Raw genomic sequence first — 16,582 nt, forward strand, 5'->3', positions numbered from 1 at the left:
GTTCATGCGGGCGCCTGCCACGGACGGCGTGGCGGCGCGGCAGTTCCAATGCGTGTTATTTCAACGTTGTGCCAGGGCGTCCTGGCGGGCCCGCGCGACCTTCCATTGTTCCGGCGTCATCACCGTGCGAAAGCCCAGGTGCGACATGCCGTTCATGGGATCGTTGCCGCGCCTGGCGCTGGCGCGATAGCTGATGCAGTAGGTATCGCTGCACAGGAATGACCCGCCGCGAACCACCCGCTTGGGCGCGTTCTGCGGCACGTTGCCGTCGTCAGGGTCGAAACTGTCTTTCGGCCCGGCCGGGTCCAGAGGGGGCTGGCGGTATTGCGATTGGGTCAGGAAGGCATCCCTGCGATACCAGTCGGCCGTCCACTGCCAGACGTTGCCCGCCATGTCGTACAGGCCATAGCCATTGGGCGGAAAGCTCGCCACGGGCGTCGTGCCCACCTGCACCTTTTCATCGGTCACGACCGGGAAGGGCTGGCGCTGCTGGGTATCCCAGATGTTGGCCATGGCCTGGCCGCGCGGGGCGAGCTCGTCGCCCCAGATGTAGGTGGCCTGCTCCAGTCCGCCGCGCGCCGCGAATTCCCATTCCGCTTCGGTGGGAAGCCGCTTGCCCGCCCACGCCGCATAGGCCTGCGCGTCTTCGTACGAAACCTGCACGACCGGATGATCGTCCTTGCCTTCGATGCTGCTGGCCGGCCCCTGCGGGTGCCGCCAGTTGGCGCCCGCCACGAAGCGCCACCAGCGGCTGTAGTCGCGCAACGAGACTTCCTGCTCCGTGCCGGTGAAGACCATGGCGCCGGGCACCAGGGCGGCGTCGATGGGGCGGGGTGTGCCTGGCGGCAATTGCACCGCCAGGTCTTCCCAGCGCGGCTTGCGTTCGGCGGTGGTGAGATAGCCGGTGGCGTCGACGAAGCGGCGGAATTCGGCGTTGGTGACGTCGTGGGCGTCCATCCAGAAACCGGTCAGGCGCACCCTGTGCGCCGGGCGCTCGTTCGGTTGCGACATGCGGTGGTCATTGCCCATCAGGAATTCCCCGGCGGGAATCCAGGCCATGCCTTGCGGGCCGTTCTTGCCGTCGCCCATTCTGGCGGGGTGCTGCTTCGAGGGGGCGGGCGTGGACGTGCTCGCGACGTAGCCGCCCAGCGCGGTGGCCGCGACGATGATGGACGCGACCGTCAAACCGATCTTCAATTGCTGTTTCACGTGACCTCTCCGAATTGATGCGCACTGCCAAAACGGAATGCCGGCCCTAGAGCCTGACGGGGACACCACAAACCTGCCTGATCGAACTGACTAAACGATTATCGAATTATTGCGACTATCGAATTAATGCGGATACAAAGCTAATACGATCAATGGAGAAAAACCTAGCGCATTATCGAAACAACATGTAATGGCGCTCTGTTGCGGCGCGGAAATATCGCGAATGGAAAAGTCCGGTGCGGTTCCCTTCGCGGATAATGCCCGGCCACGCCACACACGTTGGATATTCGCAAAAATGTTGATATCGCCTGGCGGATCGGTTAATAACTGAAAACCCCACCACGACAAACCAGGGCGTGGCGCGGAAATAATGCGGATTATTCTCCGTGCGCATTCGCCCTGGCCGCAGTCCGCAGGTTGTCATTGGCCGCTTTCCAGGGTGATCGATGAAACACGCTGCTCCGCCTTTCCGAAGATACGAGTCATTTACGGCGCGGCGAGGCGCGCGCATCGGCCTGCCCCGGCAGGCATGAAACACATCCGATTGGATTGAGGACGCATGAGCACGCACAGGTGACGGCATGGACTATTCCCTGATTCTGTTTCTTCTGGCGCTGGCGTTCTTCCTGCTGTTGTTGCTGGCCATTAACGTCGGCAGGCGGCTCGGCCGGGGCGGCGACGAGAAAAGCCGCGCGGGATCGGCCGCCGTCGAGGCCTCGGTGTTCGCGCTGCTCGGGCTGCTGATCGCCTTCACTTTCTCGGGCGCGGCTCAGCGCATGGCGGAGCGTCGCAATCTCCTGGTGCTGGAGGTCAACGCCATCGGCACGGCCTGGCTGCGGATCGACATGCTTGCCGCGCCCGCGCAACCCCCATTGCGCGACGCATTCCGCCGCTATGTCGACGAGCGCATCAACTACTACCGGCATGTGGCCGACCTCGAGGCGCGCGAGGCGATCGCCGCCAGGGTGGCGGCCTTGCAGAAGCAGATCTGGCAGGGCTCCATCCACGCTGCCAACGACAGCGTGCCGCCGTTTGCCGCGTCGTACATCAATGCGGTCAACGAGATGTTCGACGTCGCCACCACGCAATCGGCCGCGCAGAAGGTGCATCCGCCCCTCATGGCCTACCTGTTCCTGTGCCTGCTGGCGCTGCTCAGCGCCGGACTCGTCGGCATGAACCTCGCCGTCGCCAACCGATCTGGCTGGATGCACCAGATGGTCTATGCGTTGGTCATGACCGCCGCGCTTTACATCATCATCGATTTCGAATTTCCCCGGATAGGCGCCATCCGCATCGACCAGAGCGACGCGTTACTGCTGTCGCAGCGGCAGGCCATGGTGGACCCATAGGCGAGGAACCGGATCATGGCGACATTGACGTTGCGGTGGCGGCGGCCGGAATGGTGGCTGGCGGGGCTGCTGGCCTGGACCACGCCACCGCCGGCCGCGGCGCAGGGCCTGCGGTTGACGCACGATGACCTGCAAAAGCGCGCCAATGGCGTGCTGGCGCTGATGTCGTTTTCGATCGTTCCGGACATCACCACCAGTTCGCTGAAAATCGGCAGCGGCGGCGGTTCGACCGCGGGTTCGAACGAGTTCTTCATGACCCAACTTGGCGGCGGCGACACGATATCCAAATCGGTGCCGATCTATCTGGAGGGCGTGCTGGCCGCGAGCCGCTACGACCCGACCTTCGTCGCCACCCAGGGCGCCGAAACGCGGCGGATTCCGACGCGCTGGAACAGCATCTCCGCCACGGGCGGGATCGGCTGGGACTTCAAGCTCGCCGACGAACTCAAGCTGCGCCCGATCTTCAACTTCGCGCTGGGCAATGTCTCGAGCGACCTGCGCGCGGCCAGTTGGTACGTGGGCCGCCAGACGGGCCGCGATATCGACTTTCTCGACAAAGGGTCGCTCAATGCCTATGGGCTGGGCGGGTCCTTGATGCTGGACTACGAGCATTATCGGCCGGGCTATGAGGTTGACGTGGAATTGCGCTATTCCGACATCCGCCTGCAGAGCTTCAACAGCTCGGCGGCGGTCACCGGACGGGCGACCGCGCAATCGGCCAACCTGTGGGCGCGTTACCGCGCGCCCACCGGCCTGACGGCATTGCAACGGCCGCTGCGTTACGTGTTGGAACTGACCCATTCGGAATTCCTGGGGGACCAGCGCGGCATTCTGGGATTCGATCGCCTGACGTCGCTTGGAGCCGGACTGGAGTTGGACTCCAGCGCCTATGACGTCTTCATCACCCGAACCCGGCTGGTGGGCCGCTATGTGCTTGGCACCAATGTGCGCGGCTTTTCCGTGGGCCTGGCGGTCAGTTTCTGAAGTTGCCCGCCAGCGATGGCCGGGGATCTCATTCGTCGGCGGAACGGGCCGTATGCAAGGCGCGCAGCGCGACCGCCACCTCTTCCAACACCGGCTGCCACGCATCCGGGGCCGATTGGCGGAACAGGCGCACCGACGGATACCAGGGACTGTCGCGGCGCTCGCGCAGCCAGCGCCAGTCGGACGCGAAGGGCAATAGCGCCCAGGCCGGGCAGCCCAGCGCGCCGGCCAGATGAACCGGCGATGAATCCACCGACACCAGCACATCCAGCAGGGTCAGGATGGCCGCGGTGTCGTCGAAGTCGTGGATATCCTGGCCCAACGGCACCAGGTTCAGGCCCGGCGGGGGCGAGGCCGCCTGGGCGGACGCCTCGCCGACCTGCAGGCCGATGAAAGTGACGCCAGGCTGTGCCAGCGGCGCCATATCGGCCAGCGCCAGGGAACGCTGCGCGTCGCGCGGATGGGTCGGCCTGCCCGCCCAGGCCAGGCCGACCAGGGGGCGCGGCAGGTCCGCCAGCCGCGCGCGCCAGCGAGCCACGCGGGCCGGGTCGGCGCGCAGGTAGGCGGTGCGCACGGGCAGGTCGTCAAGGCGCAGGCCCAGCGCCAGCGGCAGGCTCATCAGCTCGCAGTGCAGATCGAACGGCGGCGGCGGCGAACCGGCGACGATGACTTCATCAATCCCGTCGCTGCGCCGCGCCAGTGCGTGGCATGGCTCCTTGACCTCCAGGACGATGCGCGCGCCGCTGCGCGCGCGGGCCAGTGCCACCAGTTGCAGGAACTGGAAGGTATCGCCGTAGCCTTGCTCGTCATGCAGCAGCAGCGTCTGGCCGGGGATGGGCCGGCCGTCCCAGCGCGGCTTTTGCACGTGGCGGGCCAGCGCCGCCGTGTGCGCCAGGTGATAGCGGTAGCGGTATTCGCGCCAGCCGGCATCGAAATCGCCCTCCGTCAGCAGCACCTCGGCCAGCTCGAAGCGCGACCCCGTGTCGCCCGGCTCCGCGCGCAGCACGTGCTCCAGGGCGTCGCGCGCTTCCCGCAGCTTTCCTTGCGGCCGCAGGGCCTGGACCAGCAGGCGCAGCAGAGCGACATGACTCCCCGCCTGCGCCAGCGCGTCGCGCAGCAACGTTTCGGCCTGGGCGTAGCGGCCCTCGCGGAGCAGCGCCTCGGCCTCGCCCAGCGCATGTTCATCGGGCGGCGCGGCCAGCGCCGGGACGCCGCCGGGAATTGCCCGGGCCTGGCCAGGCCGTGGCCGCGCACGTTCCAGCGCGGCCAGATTCAGGTGCGCCTGCGGCAGCAGCGGATCGAGCTCGATGGCGCGCCGGATGGCGGCCAGGGCGGCCTCGTGCCGGCCCTCGTCGCCCAACGCCACCGCCATGTTGCTCAAGGCCTGCGCGTAGTCCGGGTCCAATTCCAGGGCGCGCCGGTAATGCGCCAGCGCCTGCGGGTTGTCGCCCAGGCGCTTGCAGGTGTTGCCCAGGTTGTTGTGGGCCTGCGCGCTATCGGGCAGCAATGCGGCCACGCGCTGCAGGCAATCGAGGCTGGCGGCCAACTGGCCTGCCTCCTGCAGGATGATGCCCAGGTTGTTCCAGCCCTCGGCCAGCCCCGGATCGGCGGCCACCGCGCGGCGGGCGGCCGCCTCGGCTTCGTCGAGCCGTCCCTGCTGGCGGCACACTTCCGCCAGATTGCTGCAATAGGCGGCCGGCGCCGCGGGCGACTGGCAGGCCGCGCGCAGATGCGCCAGCGCCAGCGCTGGATGGCCGTACGCATGCGCGATCAGGCCGAGCAAATGCCGCGCGTCGGGCTGGTCGGGAACCGCGTCCAGCACGCGCAGGCAAAGGTCTTCGGCTTGCGCGGCCTGACCGGCGTTCCAGTGCGTGTGGGCCAGGGCGATCGCCTCGCGGACGGTCAACGGCGGGGCGGCGCGGTCGGCGGTCGGGCCCAAGAAGGTCGCTCCTTGTAAATCGGCATTGGCGGCAAAAGTGCGATTATCTTCGCGGTGGGCAGGAATTGACCAGTGATTGCGCCTTTTCTTTTCGCTTCAGCCGCCCTGGCGCGGGCTATATTGTGCGCAAATATTCCGCCCATCGGCCAAAAAAGGTCGGCTCGTCCTGTCGTGGGCGCGCCGCGCTGATCGCATGCGTTCGTGCCACCTTCACGGTGGGCCAGGATGACGCAGGCCGTCGCAAAAACAAGGGATCCCGCTTTGAACCACATCTACCGTCTGGTATGGAACCGTCGCCTGCGCGTCTGGCAAGCGGCGTCGGAACTGGCATCGCAAGCGCGCGCGGGCGGGATCTCGCCCGGCCCCGTCCTGCCTTGCCTGCCGCGCCGTCATGCGCTGAGCGCCGCGCTGGCGCTCGCGCTGGCCGGGACCGGCGGGGCGGCCCAGGCGGACTGTATCCGCGTCGGCCTTCTCGTTCAATGCGCCTCGCCAGCCAATCCTGTCACGCCGTCCTACGCGGATGCGTCCAATAACCTGGAGGTCACCGTGACTGGCACGGGGTCGTTGGGCGTCATACCGCCCGGCGGCGGCACCGCGCTCAGCCTGACCGGCAGCAACGTGACCGTGTCGAACGATGGCAGGATCGACCCCAACCCGCTTGGCGTGAATTCGGCCGGGTCGACCGGCGTGTTCGTCGGCAACAGTTCGGCCGGCGTCACACGGGTGACCAATGGGATGACGGGGACGATTGTCGGCGTCACCCCCGGCGTCGGCGGCGGCTCCAGCCTGCCGTCGCTCCTGGGCATGGCCGTGGCCGTGCAGAACGGCAGCGGCGGGACGAGCTATCTCACCAACGCTGGCATGATAAGCAGCAGAGATGTGGACGGCACCGTCACCGCGGCGGCGGACAAGGCCGTCATTGCCGCTTACGGCGGCGCGAAGGTGGAATTCCTCAACGACCGTACCGGCACCATCGTCGGCCGCGTCGCGTTCGCAGCCGCCGGCATTTCCGGCGAGGGGCACAGTTTCACCAATGCCGGGACCATCGTCGGCGGCGTATCGCTGGGCCAGGGCGGCAACAACACCTTCACCGCCGTTTCGGGTTCCGTCGTGTTTCGCGGTTCGGGATCCTCGTCAGCCGACCTGCCGGTGGCCGGTCAGCCCGGGCTTGCCTTCGCGCCAGCCGGCACGGTCGATGGCGGCGTGGGCGGGGGCAACACGCTGGTGCTGCAGAACGCGCTGCCGTCCGCCGGCACCGGCAGCGGCACGGGAGGGGCGGTCACCGCCATCTCGGGGCTGACCTACATCAACTTCCAGAACCTGCGTATCAACAGCGGTTCCTGGATATTGCAGGATTCGCCCCTGGTCTCCGGCGGCAGCGTGACGCTCAACGGCGGCCTGGCGACGCTGCAGCACGGCGCCATGCTAGGACTCGGCCCGATCAGCGCGAATGGGGGCGCGATCGCCGCCGCCGGTGTGCCGGGGGCGTTGAGCATGTCGAATGACTTCGTGCTGGGCCCTGGCGGGCTGACGGTCACCGGCGCCAACGGCATGACGCTGTCCGGCACACTGTCCGGCGCGGGGGGGCTGAGCCTGACTGGCAGCGGCACCGTCATCCTCACCGGCGCCGGTAACCATGCCGGTGGCACTTTCGTGCAAGCGGGCACCCTGCAGATAGGCAACGGCGCGAACTCGGGCAGCCTGGCCGGCGATGCGGACATCGCGGCGGGCGCGGCGCTGGTCTTCAATCGCAGCGATACGATCCGCTTCGACGGGATACTGCGCGGCGCCGGACAGGTGCGCCAGGCCGGCGCCGGCACCCTGGTGCTGGCCGGCGAGAACGCCTTCGCGGGCACCACGGTGGTCGACGCGGGCACGCTGCAAGTGGGCGATGGTGGCCATCGCGGCTCGTTGAGCGGCAATATCGTCAACAACGCCAACCTCCGGTTCGATCGCGCGGACGACTCCGCCTACGGTGGCGCGATTTCCGGCGCGGGCGCAACGACGAAGCTGGGAGCCGGGACGCTCGCGCTGACCGGCGACAGCAGCGCCTACACGGGCGCGACACAGGTGGCGGCCGGCACGTTGCAGGTGGACGGCAAGCTTGGCGGCCAGGTGCTTGCCGCGAGCGGGTCGACGCTGTCCGGCTCCGGAACGCTGGGCGATGTGACCATCGCGTCCGGCGCCACCCTGGCGCCGGGTAGCGCCAACCTTCCCACGGGCCGCATGAACGTGCAGGGGGACCTGACCTTCCAACCGGGAGCCGTCTACCGCGTCGCCACCACGCCGGATGGCTTGGCCAGCAGTGTGCGGGTGGCCGGCGGCGCCAACCTGGCGGGATCCGTGCTGCATATCGGTCAGAACGGCAACTATGCGCCCGCCACGGTCTATTCCATCCTGACGGCGGACAACGGGGTGCAGGGACGTTTCGATAGCGTGTCGAGCAACCTGGCGTTCCTGACGCCTTCACTGGCCTACGACAGCCAGCGCGTCGATCTGGTGGTGAGCCTCAAGCAGGTCCCGTCGGATGACGGCGGCTCGCGCCCGATCCAGTTTGTCGACGCCGCGGCCAGCGGTAACCAGCGCGCGGTGGCGCGGGCCCTGCAGAGCCTGGCGCCCGATAGCGCACTGTACCGGCACGTGTTGAACCTGCCCGACGGCATGCCCGCGCAGGCGTTCGATGCGCTCTCCGGCGAAGCGCATGCCAGCGCGATGTCGATCCTGCAGGGCGCCACCGGCGCCATGGCGCAGATGCCGCTGTCGCGGCTGCGCGCCAACCTGGGCGCCGGCTGGGCGCCGGGCGCGCCGACGGCGCAACTGGGCAGGGGCGATGCCGCGTCGCTGCCGCAATCGAATGCGCAGCCGCTCTGGACTCAGGTGTTCGGCAATTGGACCACCCTGGGCGGCGACGGCAACGCCGCCCGTACCACGCAGACTGACTCGGGCGTGATCCTCGGCGGCGACGTGGTGGTCGGCGCGCAATGGCGCCTGGGCGGCGCCCTGGGCTACACCAATAGCCGCAGCCGCACCAGCGACCGGGCCTCCAGCGCCGACGTCGACAGCTACAGCGTCACGCTGTATGGCGGCCGGGCCTTCGAGGCCGGCGCGGGCCGGATCAATCTCAGCTTGGGGGCCGCCTATACGTGGCACGACGTCGACACCCGGCGCAGCACCGCCGCCGCGGGCCTGGACCAGACGCTCAAGGCCAGCTACGGCGCCAGCACGGGACAGGTGTTCGGTGAACTCGGTTATGCCGTGCCGTTGAATGACCGGGTCACGCTCGAGCCTTTCGTCGGCGCCAACTTCAGCGACCTGCGTACCCGCGGCTTTTCCGAATCCGGCGGCGACGCGGCGTTGCGCGGCGAGAGCGGCCGCAGCCGCATCACGACCACCACGTTGGGCCTGCACGCGCGCAGCGATTTCGAGAGCGCCGGCGCGCGCGGCGCGGTGCGGGGCACGCTGGGATGGCGCCACGCCTTCGGCGACCGCAATCCGCTCAGCACGATGTCCTTCGTGCAGGGCGGGGACGCGTTTTCGGTGACGGGCGCCCCTGTGGCGCGCGACGCCGCGGTGGTCGAGCTAGGCGTGGGCATCGACGTCAGCAAGCGCACCACGGTGAGCGCGCTGTACGGCGGGCAATTCGGCGATGGCAACCGGCAGAACACCGGGTCGCTGGAAGTGAGATACCGCTTCTGAATCCTCGGCGGCAGGGGGACGCCGGCCGCGGCAGGTCAGGACATGAAGGCGCCGCGCCACGGCGGCCTGGCGGCCCCGCGGCGCGGCGCATCGTTTACGCCACCGTCACCGGAATCTGGCGCGGCTGCGCTTCGCGCACACGCGGCACGCGCAGCGTCAGGACCCCTTGCTTGAGGTTGGCGCTGATCGCCTCCTTGTCGAATTCCGGTCCCAGGCGGAACGAGCGGCGGAACAGCGGCTCGCGCAGTTCGCCGTGGATCAGGCGCAGTTCCTGCGGCACTGGCACGGCGGCTTCGCCTTCGATGACGAGCACGTCGGATTCGACCTTGATGTTCAGGCGCTCCTTGGTGACGCCCGGCAGGTCGGCCAGCACCGTGACGCCGGCGGTGTCCTCGAAAATGTCCACGGCGGGCAGGGTGGCGGGGCGCCGCTGCGCGGCGCGGCCTTCTTGTTCGACAACGAGTTCGTTACGCGTATTCATGATGGTATCTCCTGAACAATGCGACGGGCGGGCGTTACTGCACCGGGATGAGGCGCGGCTTGGAGGACTCCTTCTTCTTGATGGAGACCAGCAGGCAGCCATCGACATAGCGCGCCTGCACGTTGTCGGCGTCGACGTCGGCCGGCAGTTCGATGGCGCGCGTGAATGAACCGTCGGCGCGTTCACGCGCGTAATAGCGCGCGTTTTCGGGCAGCGCCTGCGTCTCGCGCGTGCCGCTGATCGTCAGCAGGCCCTTTTCGATGGACACTTTCAGGGTGTCCGGGTCGATGCCGGGAATGAATGCCACGACGACCGCGGCCTCGTCCGACACGCCGATATTGACCGGCGGAAAATGTCCGCGCGGCAGGGCGCGCAGGGTGGCGGGCAGGCCCGCGCCGCGCAGGATGCGGTCCATCTGTTCCTGGACCGCATCGAAGAAGGACTCGACACCGGTATCGGTGAATGGGTAGTTCGCCATGATTACCTCCCAAGATGGTTGGACAGGATCGGGGCCGCTTCATGCGTCGCAATCGCCAGCCGCTCGACCGCTTCAACAGAGATATAAGTGCGGTCCGCGCGGATTCAAGATCCCGCGTTTTTGATTCGTGAAATCGGTTGGCGCGAATGCATAGACGCCATTGAAGAGCGGCCCGCGAGGACCCGGGAGGGTGGCCCGGTCGCGCGCCGCGACGCAAAAAAAAGGCACCGCGCCCGTGGCGCGATGCCTTCACGCTGCCCCGGTCCGAGCCCGATCAGAAGTCCATGGCTTCGGCCGGCGCCGCCTGCGGCTTGGTCTCTTCGGCGGCCTGCGCGACGGTGGCGTCCGTCGTCAGGATCAGGCCGGCGATCGACGCCGCGTTCTGCAGCGCGGTGCGGGTGACCTTGGTCGGGTCGACCACGCCGATCTCCACCAGATCGCCATACTCGCCGGTGGCCGCGTTATAGCCAAAATTGCCCTTGGCGTCCGCCACCTTGGCCACCACCACCGACGGTTCTTCGCCGGCGTTGGCCACGATGGCGCGCAGCGGCGCCTCCAGCGCGCGCCGCACGATGCGGATGCCGGCATCCTGGTCGGCATTGGCGCCCTTGAGGTCCTGGATGGAGGCGCGGGCGCGCAGCAGCGCCACGCCGCCGCCGGGCACGATGCCTTCCTCGACCGCCGCGCGGGTCGCGTGCAGCGCATCGTCGACGCGGTCCTTCTTTTCCTTCATCTCGACTTCGGTGGCGGCGCCCACCTTGATGACCGCCACGCCGCCCGCCAGCTTGGCCACGCGTTCCTGCAGCTTCTCGCGGTCGTAGTCGCTGGTGGCGTCCTCGATCTGCTTGCGCAGCGTCTTGACGCGGGCGTCGATGGCTTCCTGCTTGCCGGCGCCGTCGATGATGATGGTGTCTTCCTTGCGCACCTCGATGCGCTTGGCGCTGCCCAGGTCCTGCAGCGTGGCCTTGTCGAGCTGCTTGCCGGTCTCTTCGGAGATGACGGTGGCGCCCGTAAGGATGGCGATGTCCTCCAGCATCGCCTTGCGGCGATCGCCGAAGCCCGGCGCCTTGACCGCGGTGACCTTGAGCACGCCGCGCATGGCGTTGACCACCAGCGTGGCGAGCGCTTCGCCTTCGACATCCTCGGCCACGATCAACAGCGGCTTGCCGGCCTTGGCGGCGCTTTCCAGCACCGGCAGCAGCTCACGCACGTTGGAGATCTTCTTGTCGTACAGCAGCACCAGCGGGTCGTCGAGCTGCGCCACCTGCTTCTCGGGATCGGTGATGAAGTAGGGGCTCAGGTAGCCGCGATCGAACTGCATGCCTTCGACGATATCGAGCTCGTTGTCCAGCGACTTGCCGTCCTCGACGGTGATCACGCCTTCGCGCCCGACCTTGTCCATCGCGTCGGCGATGATCTTGCCGATGGCTTCATCCGCGTTGGCCGACAGCGCCGCCACCTGCGCCGTTTCCTTGCTGGTGGAGATCGGCTTGGACAGCTTGCGCAGCGCCTCGACCACGCCCGACACGGCCTGGTCGATGCCGCGCTTCAGGTCCATCGGGTTCATGCCCGAGGCGACGTACTTCATGCCTTCCTGCACGATGGCCTGCGCCAGCACGGTGGCGGTGGTGGTGCCGTCGCCGGCCACGTCGGCCGTCTTCGAGGCCACCTGCTTGACGATCTGCGCGCCCATGTTCTCGAACTTGTCCTTCAGTTCGATTTCCTTGGCGACCGAGACGCCGTCCTTGGTGATGACGGGCGCGCCGAAGCTGCGTTCGAGCAGCACGTTGCGGCCCTTGGGGCCGAGCGTCACCTTGACGGCGTCGGCCAGGATGTTGACGCCCTTGACCACGCGGGTGCGGGCGTTATCGTGGAATTTGACGTCTTTGGCACTCATGTCTTGCTCCTCAGTTCGCGATGGCCGGGCCTCAGGCGGCCTTCTTCAGTTGCTTGTCCCGCGGCGCGAGCACGGCGAAGACATCGTCCTCGCGCATGACCAGCAGTTCTTCGCCGTCGACCTTCACGGTCTGGCCGGCGTACTTGCCGAAGAGGACTTGGTCGCCCACCTTGAGTTCGGGTTCGCGCAGGGAGCCGTCGGCGTTGCGCTTGCCCTGCCCGACGGCCAGGACTTCGCCTTGCTCGGGCTTTTCGGCGGCCGCATCGGGGATGACGATTCCGGACGCCGTCTGGCGCTGTTGTTCGATTCGCTTGACGACAATCCGGTCGTAGAGGGGACGGATCTTCATGACTCTATCTCCTGAAGTCTTGATCATCAAAAAGTGAACGCCGGCGCGTCGTCACGGCATTGCGCCGTCATGCGCCGGGCATCCGCGATCGGGATGCGCAAAAAATCTATGGGCGCGCCAAAGGCGCTTCAAGAGTCAAAAATGCATCAAAATGAAACTTAAGGAATCAAAAATCCATTCCCCCGCCCGAGTCGGTAGAGCACCTTGCGGCGCAGTTCGCGGCCGTCCGGTTGCAGCGGAACCGGGCAGGGCATGGGGCGTCCGCCGTCGGCGTCCAGCGTGCTGTCGTCGCCGTCCACCAGGCGCCACAGTCCTCCCTTGCGCGGCCTGAACAGCCAGCGCACGTAGCCCTTGCGCGCCGCCAGCGCGATCAGGTCCCGTTGGTCCGGGGCTTCCACCACGACCGCGTCGTGCGCGGACGGCAGGTCGGAATAATCGGCGAAGGCGCGGTGGCCGGCCACGGCTTCCGCGACCGGCGCGTTCAGGCGCCACCAGGGCGGGCGCGCCACGCGCTCGACGTCCCACGCGCCGAGCGCCCATCCGGCGTCGATGATCGCGCGGTCGAGCACGGCAAACTCGTGCCAGCGCAGGTTGAGCTGCACCGCCGAACCGGCGACTGAGCGCAGCCGGCGGCCGGGCTCGCCATCACGGTGAAAGCCGTGCCAGTGCAGGGTGAGGATGAGGGGAGTGTCGGCCTTGCGGATGGCGCTGGCCGTCACGGCGTACAGCGGGCGTTGCAGCGCGCGTGTGTGCGCAGCGATCGTCTCGATGATATCCATGCGTGTGACTCCAACGTCGGGCCTGCGGGGCAGGCCGCGGTAACGATTTCGCTGCAGCAAATTTATCGCTTCGGGCGCCCATGCTCAAGATCGCGGCGGGCATGGTCGGCGGACATGCCCGCCGCCGCCACCGCGACCGCAGCCAAAGAATTTTTCACAACCTACTAAAAGTAGGCTACGATTGGTATATAGAAACTTTGATACGGAAGACCCCGCATGCACGCCCTTATCGTTGTCGCACATCCCGATCCGGCATCCCTGACCCACGCCGTTGCCGCCCGGCTCGCGCAGGGCATTGCCGCCTCCGGTACGGAACACACTTTCGAGATCGCGGATCTGGCCGCGCAGGGGTTCGATCCGAGATTCACCCAGGCCGACGTGGCCCTGCACCTGAAGCAGGCGGCGCCGCCGCCGGACGTCCTCGCCGAGCATGCGCGGCTCGACCGCGCGGATGCGTTGGCGTTGGTCTACCCGGTCTACTGGTGGTCATTTCCCGGCTTGTTGAAGGGCTGGATCGACCGCGTGTTCACCAACGGCTGGGCCTATGACGCCAGCGCGGACGGCAAGCTGGTCAAGAAATTGCAGCGCCTGCCGGTGCACCTGGTTGCCATCGGCGGCGCCGATATGCGAACCTACGACAAGCATGGCTATTTCGGCGCCATGAAAACGCAGATCGACCACGGCATCTTTGGCTACTGCGGCGCGCGCGTCGCGACATCGGAATTGCTGCTTCCCTCGGATACCGGCTCTCCGGCGTCCCATCTCGACGCGGCGCACGTTATCGGCCAGCGGATCTTTGCCGTGCCGTCCTGATCGATACCCGAGAATACAGATGTCCGCCGCTCCCGCCCCGCCGCCACGCCGCCGCCTGTCGAAAGACGAGCGCTCGCGCCAGTTGTTGGAAGTCTCCTGGAAACTGGTCAGCGAGGAAGGCTCCGACGCCTTGACCCTCGGGCGCCTGGCCGAAGAGGCCGGGATTTCCAAGCCGGTGGTCTACGACCACTTCGGCACGCGCAATGGCCTGCTGGCCGCCTTGTACCAGGACTTCGATGCGCGCCAGACGGCGATCATCGACGACGCCATCGCCGCCAGCAAGCCGACCCTGAAGGACAGGGCCGGCGTCATCGCCGCGAGATACGTCGCGTGCGTATCGGCGCAAGGGCGCGAGATTGCCGGGGTGCTCGCGGCGCTGGACGGCTCGCCGGAACTGGCCGCCGTGAAAAGGCAGTACCAATATGCCTTCATCGAAAAATGCCGGCGCCTCTTCGCGCCCTTCGCCGGGCCGCAAGGCATCGCCACGGCCAGCCTGTGGGCCATGCTGGGCGCGGCTGACGCGCTCTCGAATGCGGCCGTCGCCGGTGAAATTCCCGAGGCGCAGGCGCGCGACGAACTCTTCCGGACCATCCTGGATATGGTCAAGCGAAACAAGTGACGCCCGGCGCGGCCGGCGCGCCGTGCCCGGCCGATGCCCCGTCCGCACACGACCGGCCTGCCCGGGAAAGGAGTTTTCATGGATGTCGCACTCGGCGCAAGAATGGGCGGGCCGGAGGCCGGGCTGCGGTTCCTGCCCGCCGTCGTCGCGTACCGGCCCAGACTGAAGGCGGCATTGGCGCCGGTCGTGGTGCCTGGCGCCGCCACGCTGGATATCGAACTCTTCGTGGGAGGCAGCATCAGCGACTACGCCGAGTCGGGGTTCAGCGCCGTGGCGAAGTACTCGGGCAAGAAAGCGGCTCTTGCGGTTGTCATCCAGGTTCCGCGTCACGAGGCGATGGCGGTGAACGAGGCGGACGCGAATGCGGCGGTGGCGGGCTGGGTGGCCCGCGGGCTGGAATCGATGAAACGGTCCGCCAGCGCCGGCGCGCTGGATCTGGCCGGGGTGCTGGCGGCGCTAAAGAGCGCGTAAGCGCCGGCCCGGCGGCCTCGCTTCAATCGCCGGCTCCGGTATATTCGGCCTACCCCAATTTCCGGCTGCGCTCACTCCATGCCATCGTCCATCTTTCGTCCTCATATTCCTTCCCTCGGGGCCCTGGCGATGGTCCTCCTGTCGCTGCCGGGTGCGCAGGCCGATGCCGCCCAGCGCACCGTCTACAAGGGCACGCTGCAAGGCGCCGGCGAGGTGGTGCTGGAACTGGATGACGCGGCTGGCGCCAACGGGGTCGTAAGCGGACGCTATTTCTATCCCAGGAGCGGCGTCGACATTCCCCTGCGCGGCACGGGCGAAGTCCTGTACGAGCCCAAGCCGAATCCGGCACGGCCGCCCGCCTCGGACACGGCCACGATCGAACCCGCCGATCGCGCCGCCAGTTGGCAAGGCACGCGCGATGAGAAGGGCTATCGCGGCCAGTGGATCGACGCGCGCACCGGCAAGCAACGCCGCTTCGACCTGCAGCGGGTGGCCGGCTACGACACCGCCCAACTCGAACGCGACCGCGCCAAGGCGCGGGCCACGCAGGTCGACCCGGTCGACATCGACCTCGGGGCGGGCATAGATGCCACCCGCGCGCCCTACGAAACGTTGAAGCTGGCCGGCCACGCCAAGCCGGTGGGCAAGGAAGCCGGCTCGGCCGCGGTGGCCTACCGCATGTGGGTGGATCCGCGCACCAGGTTCGCCTATCCACGGCTCAGCCGTCACCCCGATCCGCAGGTCATGCGGCGCGTCAATGACCTGCTGGAGCAGCGCCACTGGCGCAAGAGCCTGGGCGCGCTGGAATGCATGGCGTCCGCCTATACCAGCACGAATCCCGGCGCGGGCACCCTGGGCGGCTTCGACGATGAAAACATCAACGTCACCTGGCTGTCGCGCGCGCTGCTGACCGTGACCGAAGCTGGCAGCCTGGATTGCGGCGGGGCACATCCCGCCAATCATTTCGAGCCATACACCTTCGACTTGCTGCGCGGCGAATACCTCGATTGGAACCGCGTGTTCGATGCCTACGCGCCGGGTCAGCGCAGTTTCGGCCGCGAGCCCAGCGCCGCGCTGCGGGGGCTGGTGGAGCAGGTGGTCAAGGCCGGCCCGCCCGAGGACCGCGCCGAGCAGCATCCCAACCTGGAAGATTGCGCCGATCTCTGGCCGCAATACCTGGCCCTGGGCGCCACCGCGCCGGGGGCATTGAGCCTGTCGGTGTCCGGCGTGGGGCACGCCTCGGGCGCCTGCCTGGGCACGCACGGCAGCGTGCCGTTCAAGGCACTGCGGCCCTCCCTCAAGCCGGGGGGGCAGGCGTATCTGGTAACCGACTGAGCGGGCGCGGCGCCGCTGCGGTGGCGCGGCTTGCACACACACGCCATTCAGCTTCTCGCTGCCGTGCCGTGTTGCGCGGTGATGGTCCCGCCTGTCTTTTTGCGTGCGTCCGGACTCAAACTGATAAACGGCGTGTCATCGTTGACGGTCCGGTGTTCGGTGCGCAGGATGGGTCCTTGCAGA

At 67.6% G+C, this 16,582-nt stretch carries 14 protein-coding genes; 7 read left to right on the forward strand and 7 right to left on the reverse strand.

From position 1 onward, the window contains the following. Positions 1–60: 60 nt before the first annotated feature. Complete coding sequence (locus SB816_RS10305) at positions 61–1,209, reverse strand: formylglycine-generating enzyme family protein (protein WP_410546895.1); 1,149 nt, start codon at positions 1,207–1,209, stop codon at positions 61–63. A gap of 581 nt (positions 1,210–1,790) precedes the next feature. Here SB816_RS10305 and SB816_RS10310 point away from each other — a divergent pair. Both SB816_RS10310 and SB816_RS10315 read left to right on the forward strand, forming a co-directional pair. Continuing rightward, on the forward strand, positions 1,791–2,558 hold the full coding sequence (locus SB816_RS10310; RefSeq protein WP_269872384.1) for a hypothetical protein: 768 nt from the start codon (positions 1,791–1,793) through the stop codon (positions 2,556–2,558). A gap of 15 nt (positions 2,559–2,573) precedes the next feature. Beyond that, positions 2,574–3,542 carry a hypothetical protein gene (locus SB816_RS10315; protein WP_269872382.1) on the forward strand — a complete coding sequence of 323 codons (969 nt, stop codon included), beginning with the start codon at positions 2,574–2,576 and terminating at the stop codon, positions 3,540–3,542. A 28-nt stretch (positions 3,543–3,570) separates the two neighbouring features. Here SB816_RS10315 and SB816_RS10320 read toward each other — a convergent pair whose 3' ends face one another. Beyond that, complete coding sequence (locus SB816_RS10320) at positions 3,571–5,481, reverse strand: tetratricopeptide repeat protein (protein WP_410546896.1); 1,911 nt, start codon at positions 5,479–5,481, stop codon at positions 3,571–3,573. A gap of 261 nt (positions 5,482–5,742) precedes the next feature. Between SB816_RS10320 and SB816_RS10325 the strand changes: the two genes are divergently transcribed. Beyond that, positions 5,743–9,177: an autotransporter domain-containing protein gene (locus SB816_RS10325; protein WP_410546897.1), complete on the forward strand. Its 3,435-nt coding sequence runs from the start codon at positions 5,743–5,745 to the stop codon at positions 9,175–9,177. Positions 9,178–9,271: 94 nt separating this feature from the next. On the opposite strand, the gene SB816_RS10330 is transcribed toward SB816_RS10325, so the two are convergent. The 5 genes from SB816_RS10330 to SB816_RS10350 form a co-directional block, all read right to left on the reverse strand. Then, positions 9,272–9,658, reverse strand: coding sequence for an Hsp20/alpha crystallin family protein (locus SB816_RS10330; protein WP_269872379.1), 387 nt, complete (start codon positions 9,656–9,658; stop codon positions 9,272–9,274). Positions 9,659–9,692: 34 nt separating this feature from the next. After that, the gene (locus SB816_RS10335) at positions 9,693–10,136 is read right to left on the reverse strand and encodes an Hsp20/alpha crystallin family protein (protein ID WP_076413142.1); all 444 of its coding nucleotides are present in this window, start codon (positions 10,134–10,136) and stop codon (positions 9,693–9,695) included. Between the two features lie 274 nt (positions 10,137–10,410). After that, the gene (gene groL, locus SB816_RS10340; RefSeq protein WP_049073230.1) at positions 10,411–12,033 is read right to left on the reverse strand and encodes a chaperonin GroEL; all 1,623 of its coding nucleotides are present in this window, start codon (positions 12,031–12,033) and stop codon (positions 10,411–10,413) included. 31 nt (positions 12,034–12,064) lie between these two features. Continuing rightward, the gene (locus SB816_RS10345; RefSeq protein WP_410546898.1) at positions 12,065–12,382 is read right to left on the reverse strand and encodes a co-chaperone GroES; all 318 of its coding nucleotides are present in this window, start codon (positions 12,380–12,382) and stop codon (positions 12,065–12,067) included. Between the two features lie 158 nt (positions 12,383–12,540). After that, positions 12,541–13,161: a diguanylate cyclase gene (locus SB816_RS10350; protein ID WP_410546899.1), complete on the reverse strand. Its 621-nt coding sequence runs from the start codon at positions 13,159–13,161 to the stop codon at positions 12,541–12,543. Between the two features lie 216 nt (positions 13,162–13,377). Here SB816_RS10350 and SB816_RS10355 point away from each other — a divergent pair, with 216 nt between their 5' ends. The 4 genes from SB816_RS10355 (at position 13,378) to SB816_RS10370 (ending at position 16,399) form a co-directional block, all read left to right on the forward strand. Then, a complete protein-coding gene (locus tag SB816_RS10355; protein ID WP_175188678.1) occupies positions 13,378–13,974 on the forward strand; it encodes an NAD(P)H-dependent oxidoreductase in 597 nt (198 codons plus the stop codon). Between the two features lie 19 nt (positions 13,975–13,993). After that, positions 13,994–14,593, forward strand: a complete 600-nt coding sequence (locus SB816_RS10360; protein WP_116792188.1) for a TetR/AcrR family transcriptional regulator — start codon at positions 13,994–13,996, stop codon at positions 14,591–14,593. 78 nt (positions 14,594–14,671) lie between these two features. Then, on the forward strand, positions 14,672–15,064 hold the full coding sequence (locus tag SB816_RS10365) for a hypothetical protein (RefSeq protein WP_348995429.1): 393 nt from the start codon (positions 14,672–14,674) through the stop codon (positions 15,062–15,064). 78 nt (positions 15,065–15,142) lie between these two features. Continuing rightward, positions 15,143–16,399 carry a hypothetical protein gene (locus SB816_RS10370; RefSeq protein WP_410546900.1) on the forward strand — a complete coding sequence of 419 codons (1,257 nt, stop codon included), beginning with the start codon at positions 15,143–15,145 and terminating at the stop codon, positions 16,397–16,399. Positions 16,400–16,582: the final 183 nt, after the last annotated feature.

The sequence above is a fragment of the Achromobacter sp. SIMBA_011 genome, from assembly GCF_046535435.1.
In the GTDB taxonomy this organism is placed as follows: Bacteria; Pseudomonadota; Gammaproteobacteria; order Burkholderiales; family Burkholderiaceae_B; genus Achromobacter; species Achromobacter dolens.

Coding starts and splice junctions, on each gene's coding strand:
- SB816_RS10310 (WP_269872384.1), top strand. CDS start 1,791: ATGGACTATTCCCTGATTCTGTTTCTTCTGGCGCTGGCGTTCTTCCTG.
- SB816_RS10315 (WP_269872382.1), top strand. CDS start 2,574: ATGGCGACATTGACGTTGCGGTGGCGGCGGCCGGAATGGTGGCTGGCG.
- SB816_RS10330 (WP_269872379.1), bottom strand. CDS start 9,658: ATGAATACGCGTAACGAACTCGTTGTCGAACAAGAAGGCCGCGCCGCG.
- SB816_RS10335 (WP_076413142.1), bottom strand. CDS start 10,136: ATGGCGAACTACCCATTCACCGATACCGGTGTCGAGTCCTTCTTCGAT.
- groL (WP_049073230.1), bottom strand. CDS start 12,033: ATGAGTGCCAAAGACGTCAAATTCCACGATAACGCCCGCACCCGCGTG.
- SB816_RS10345 (WP_410546898.1), bottom strand. CDS start 12,382: ATGAAGATCCGTCCCCTCTACGACCGGATTGTCGTCAAGCGAATCGAA.
- SB816_RS10350 (WP_410546899.1), bottom strand. CDS start 13,161: ATGGATATCATCGAGACGATCGCTGCGCACACACGCGCGCTGCAACGC.
- SB816_RS10355 (WP_175188678.1), top strand. CDS start 13,378: ATGCACGCCCTTATCGTTGTCGCACATCCCGATCCGGCATCCCTGACC.
- SB816_RS10360 (WP_116792188.1), top strand. CDS start 13,994: ATGTCCGCCGCTCCCGCCCCGCCGCCACGCCGCCGCCTGTCGAAAGAC.
- SB816_RS10365 (WP_348995429.1), top strand. CDS start 14,672: ATGGATGTCGCACTCGGCGCAAGAATGGGCGGGCCGGAGGCCGGGCTG.
- SB816_RS10370 (WP_410546900.1), top strand. CDS start 15,143: ATGCCATCGTCCATCTTTCGTCCTCATATTCCTTCCCTCGGGGCCCTG.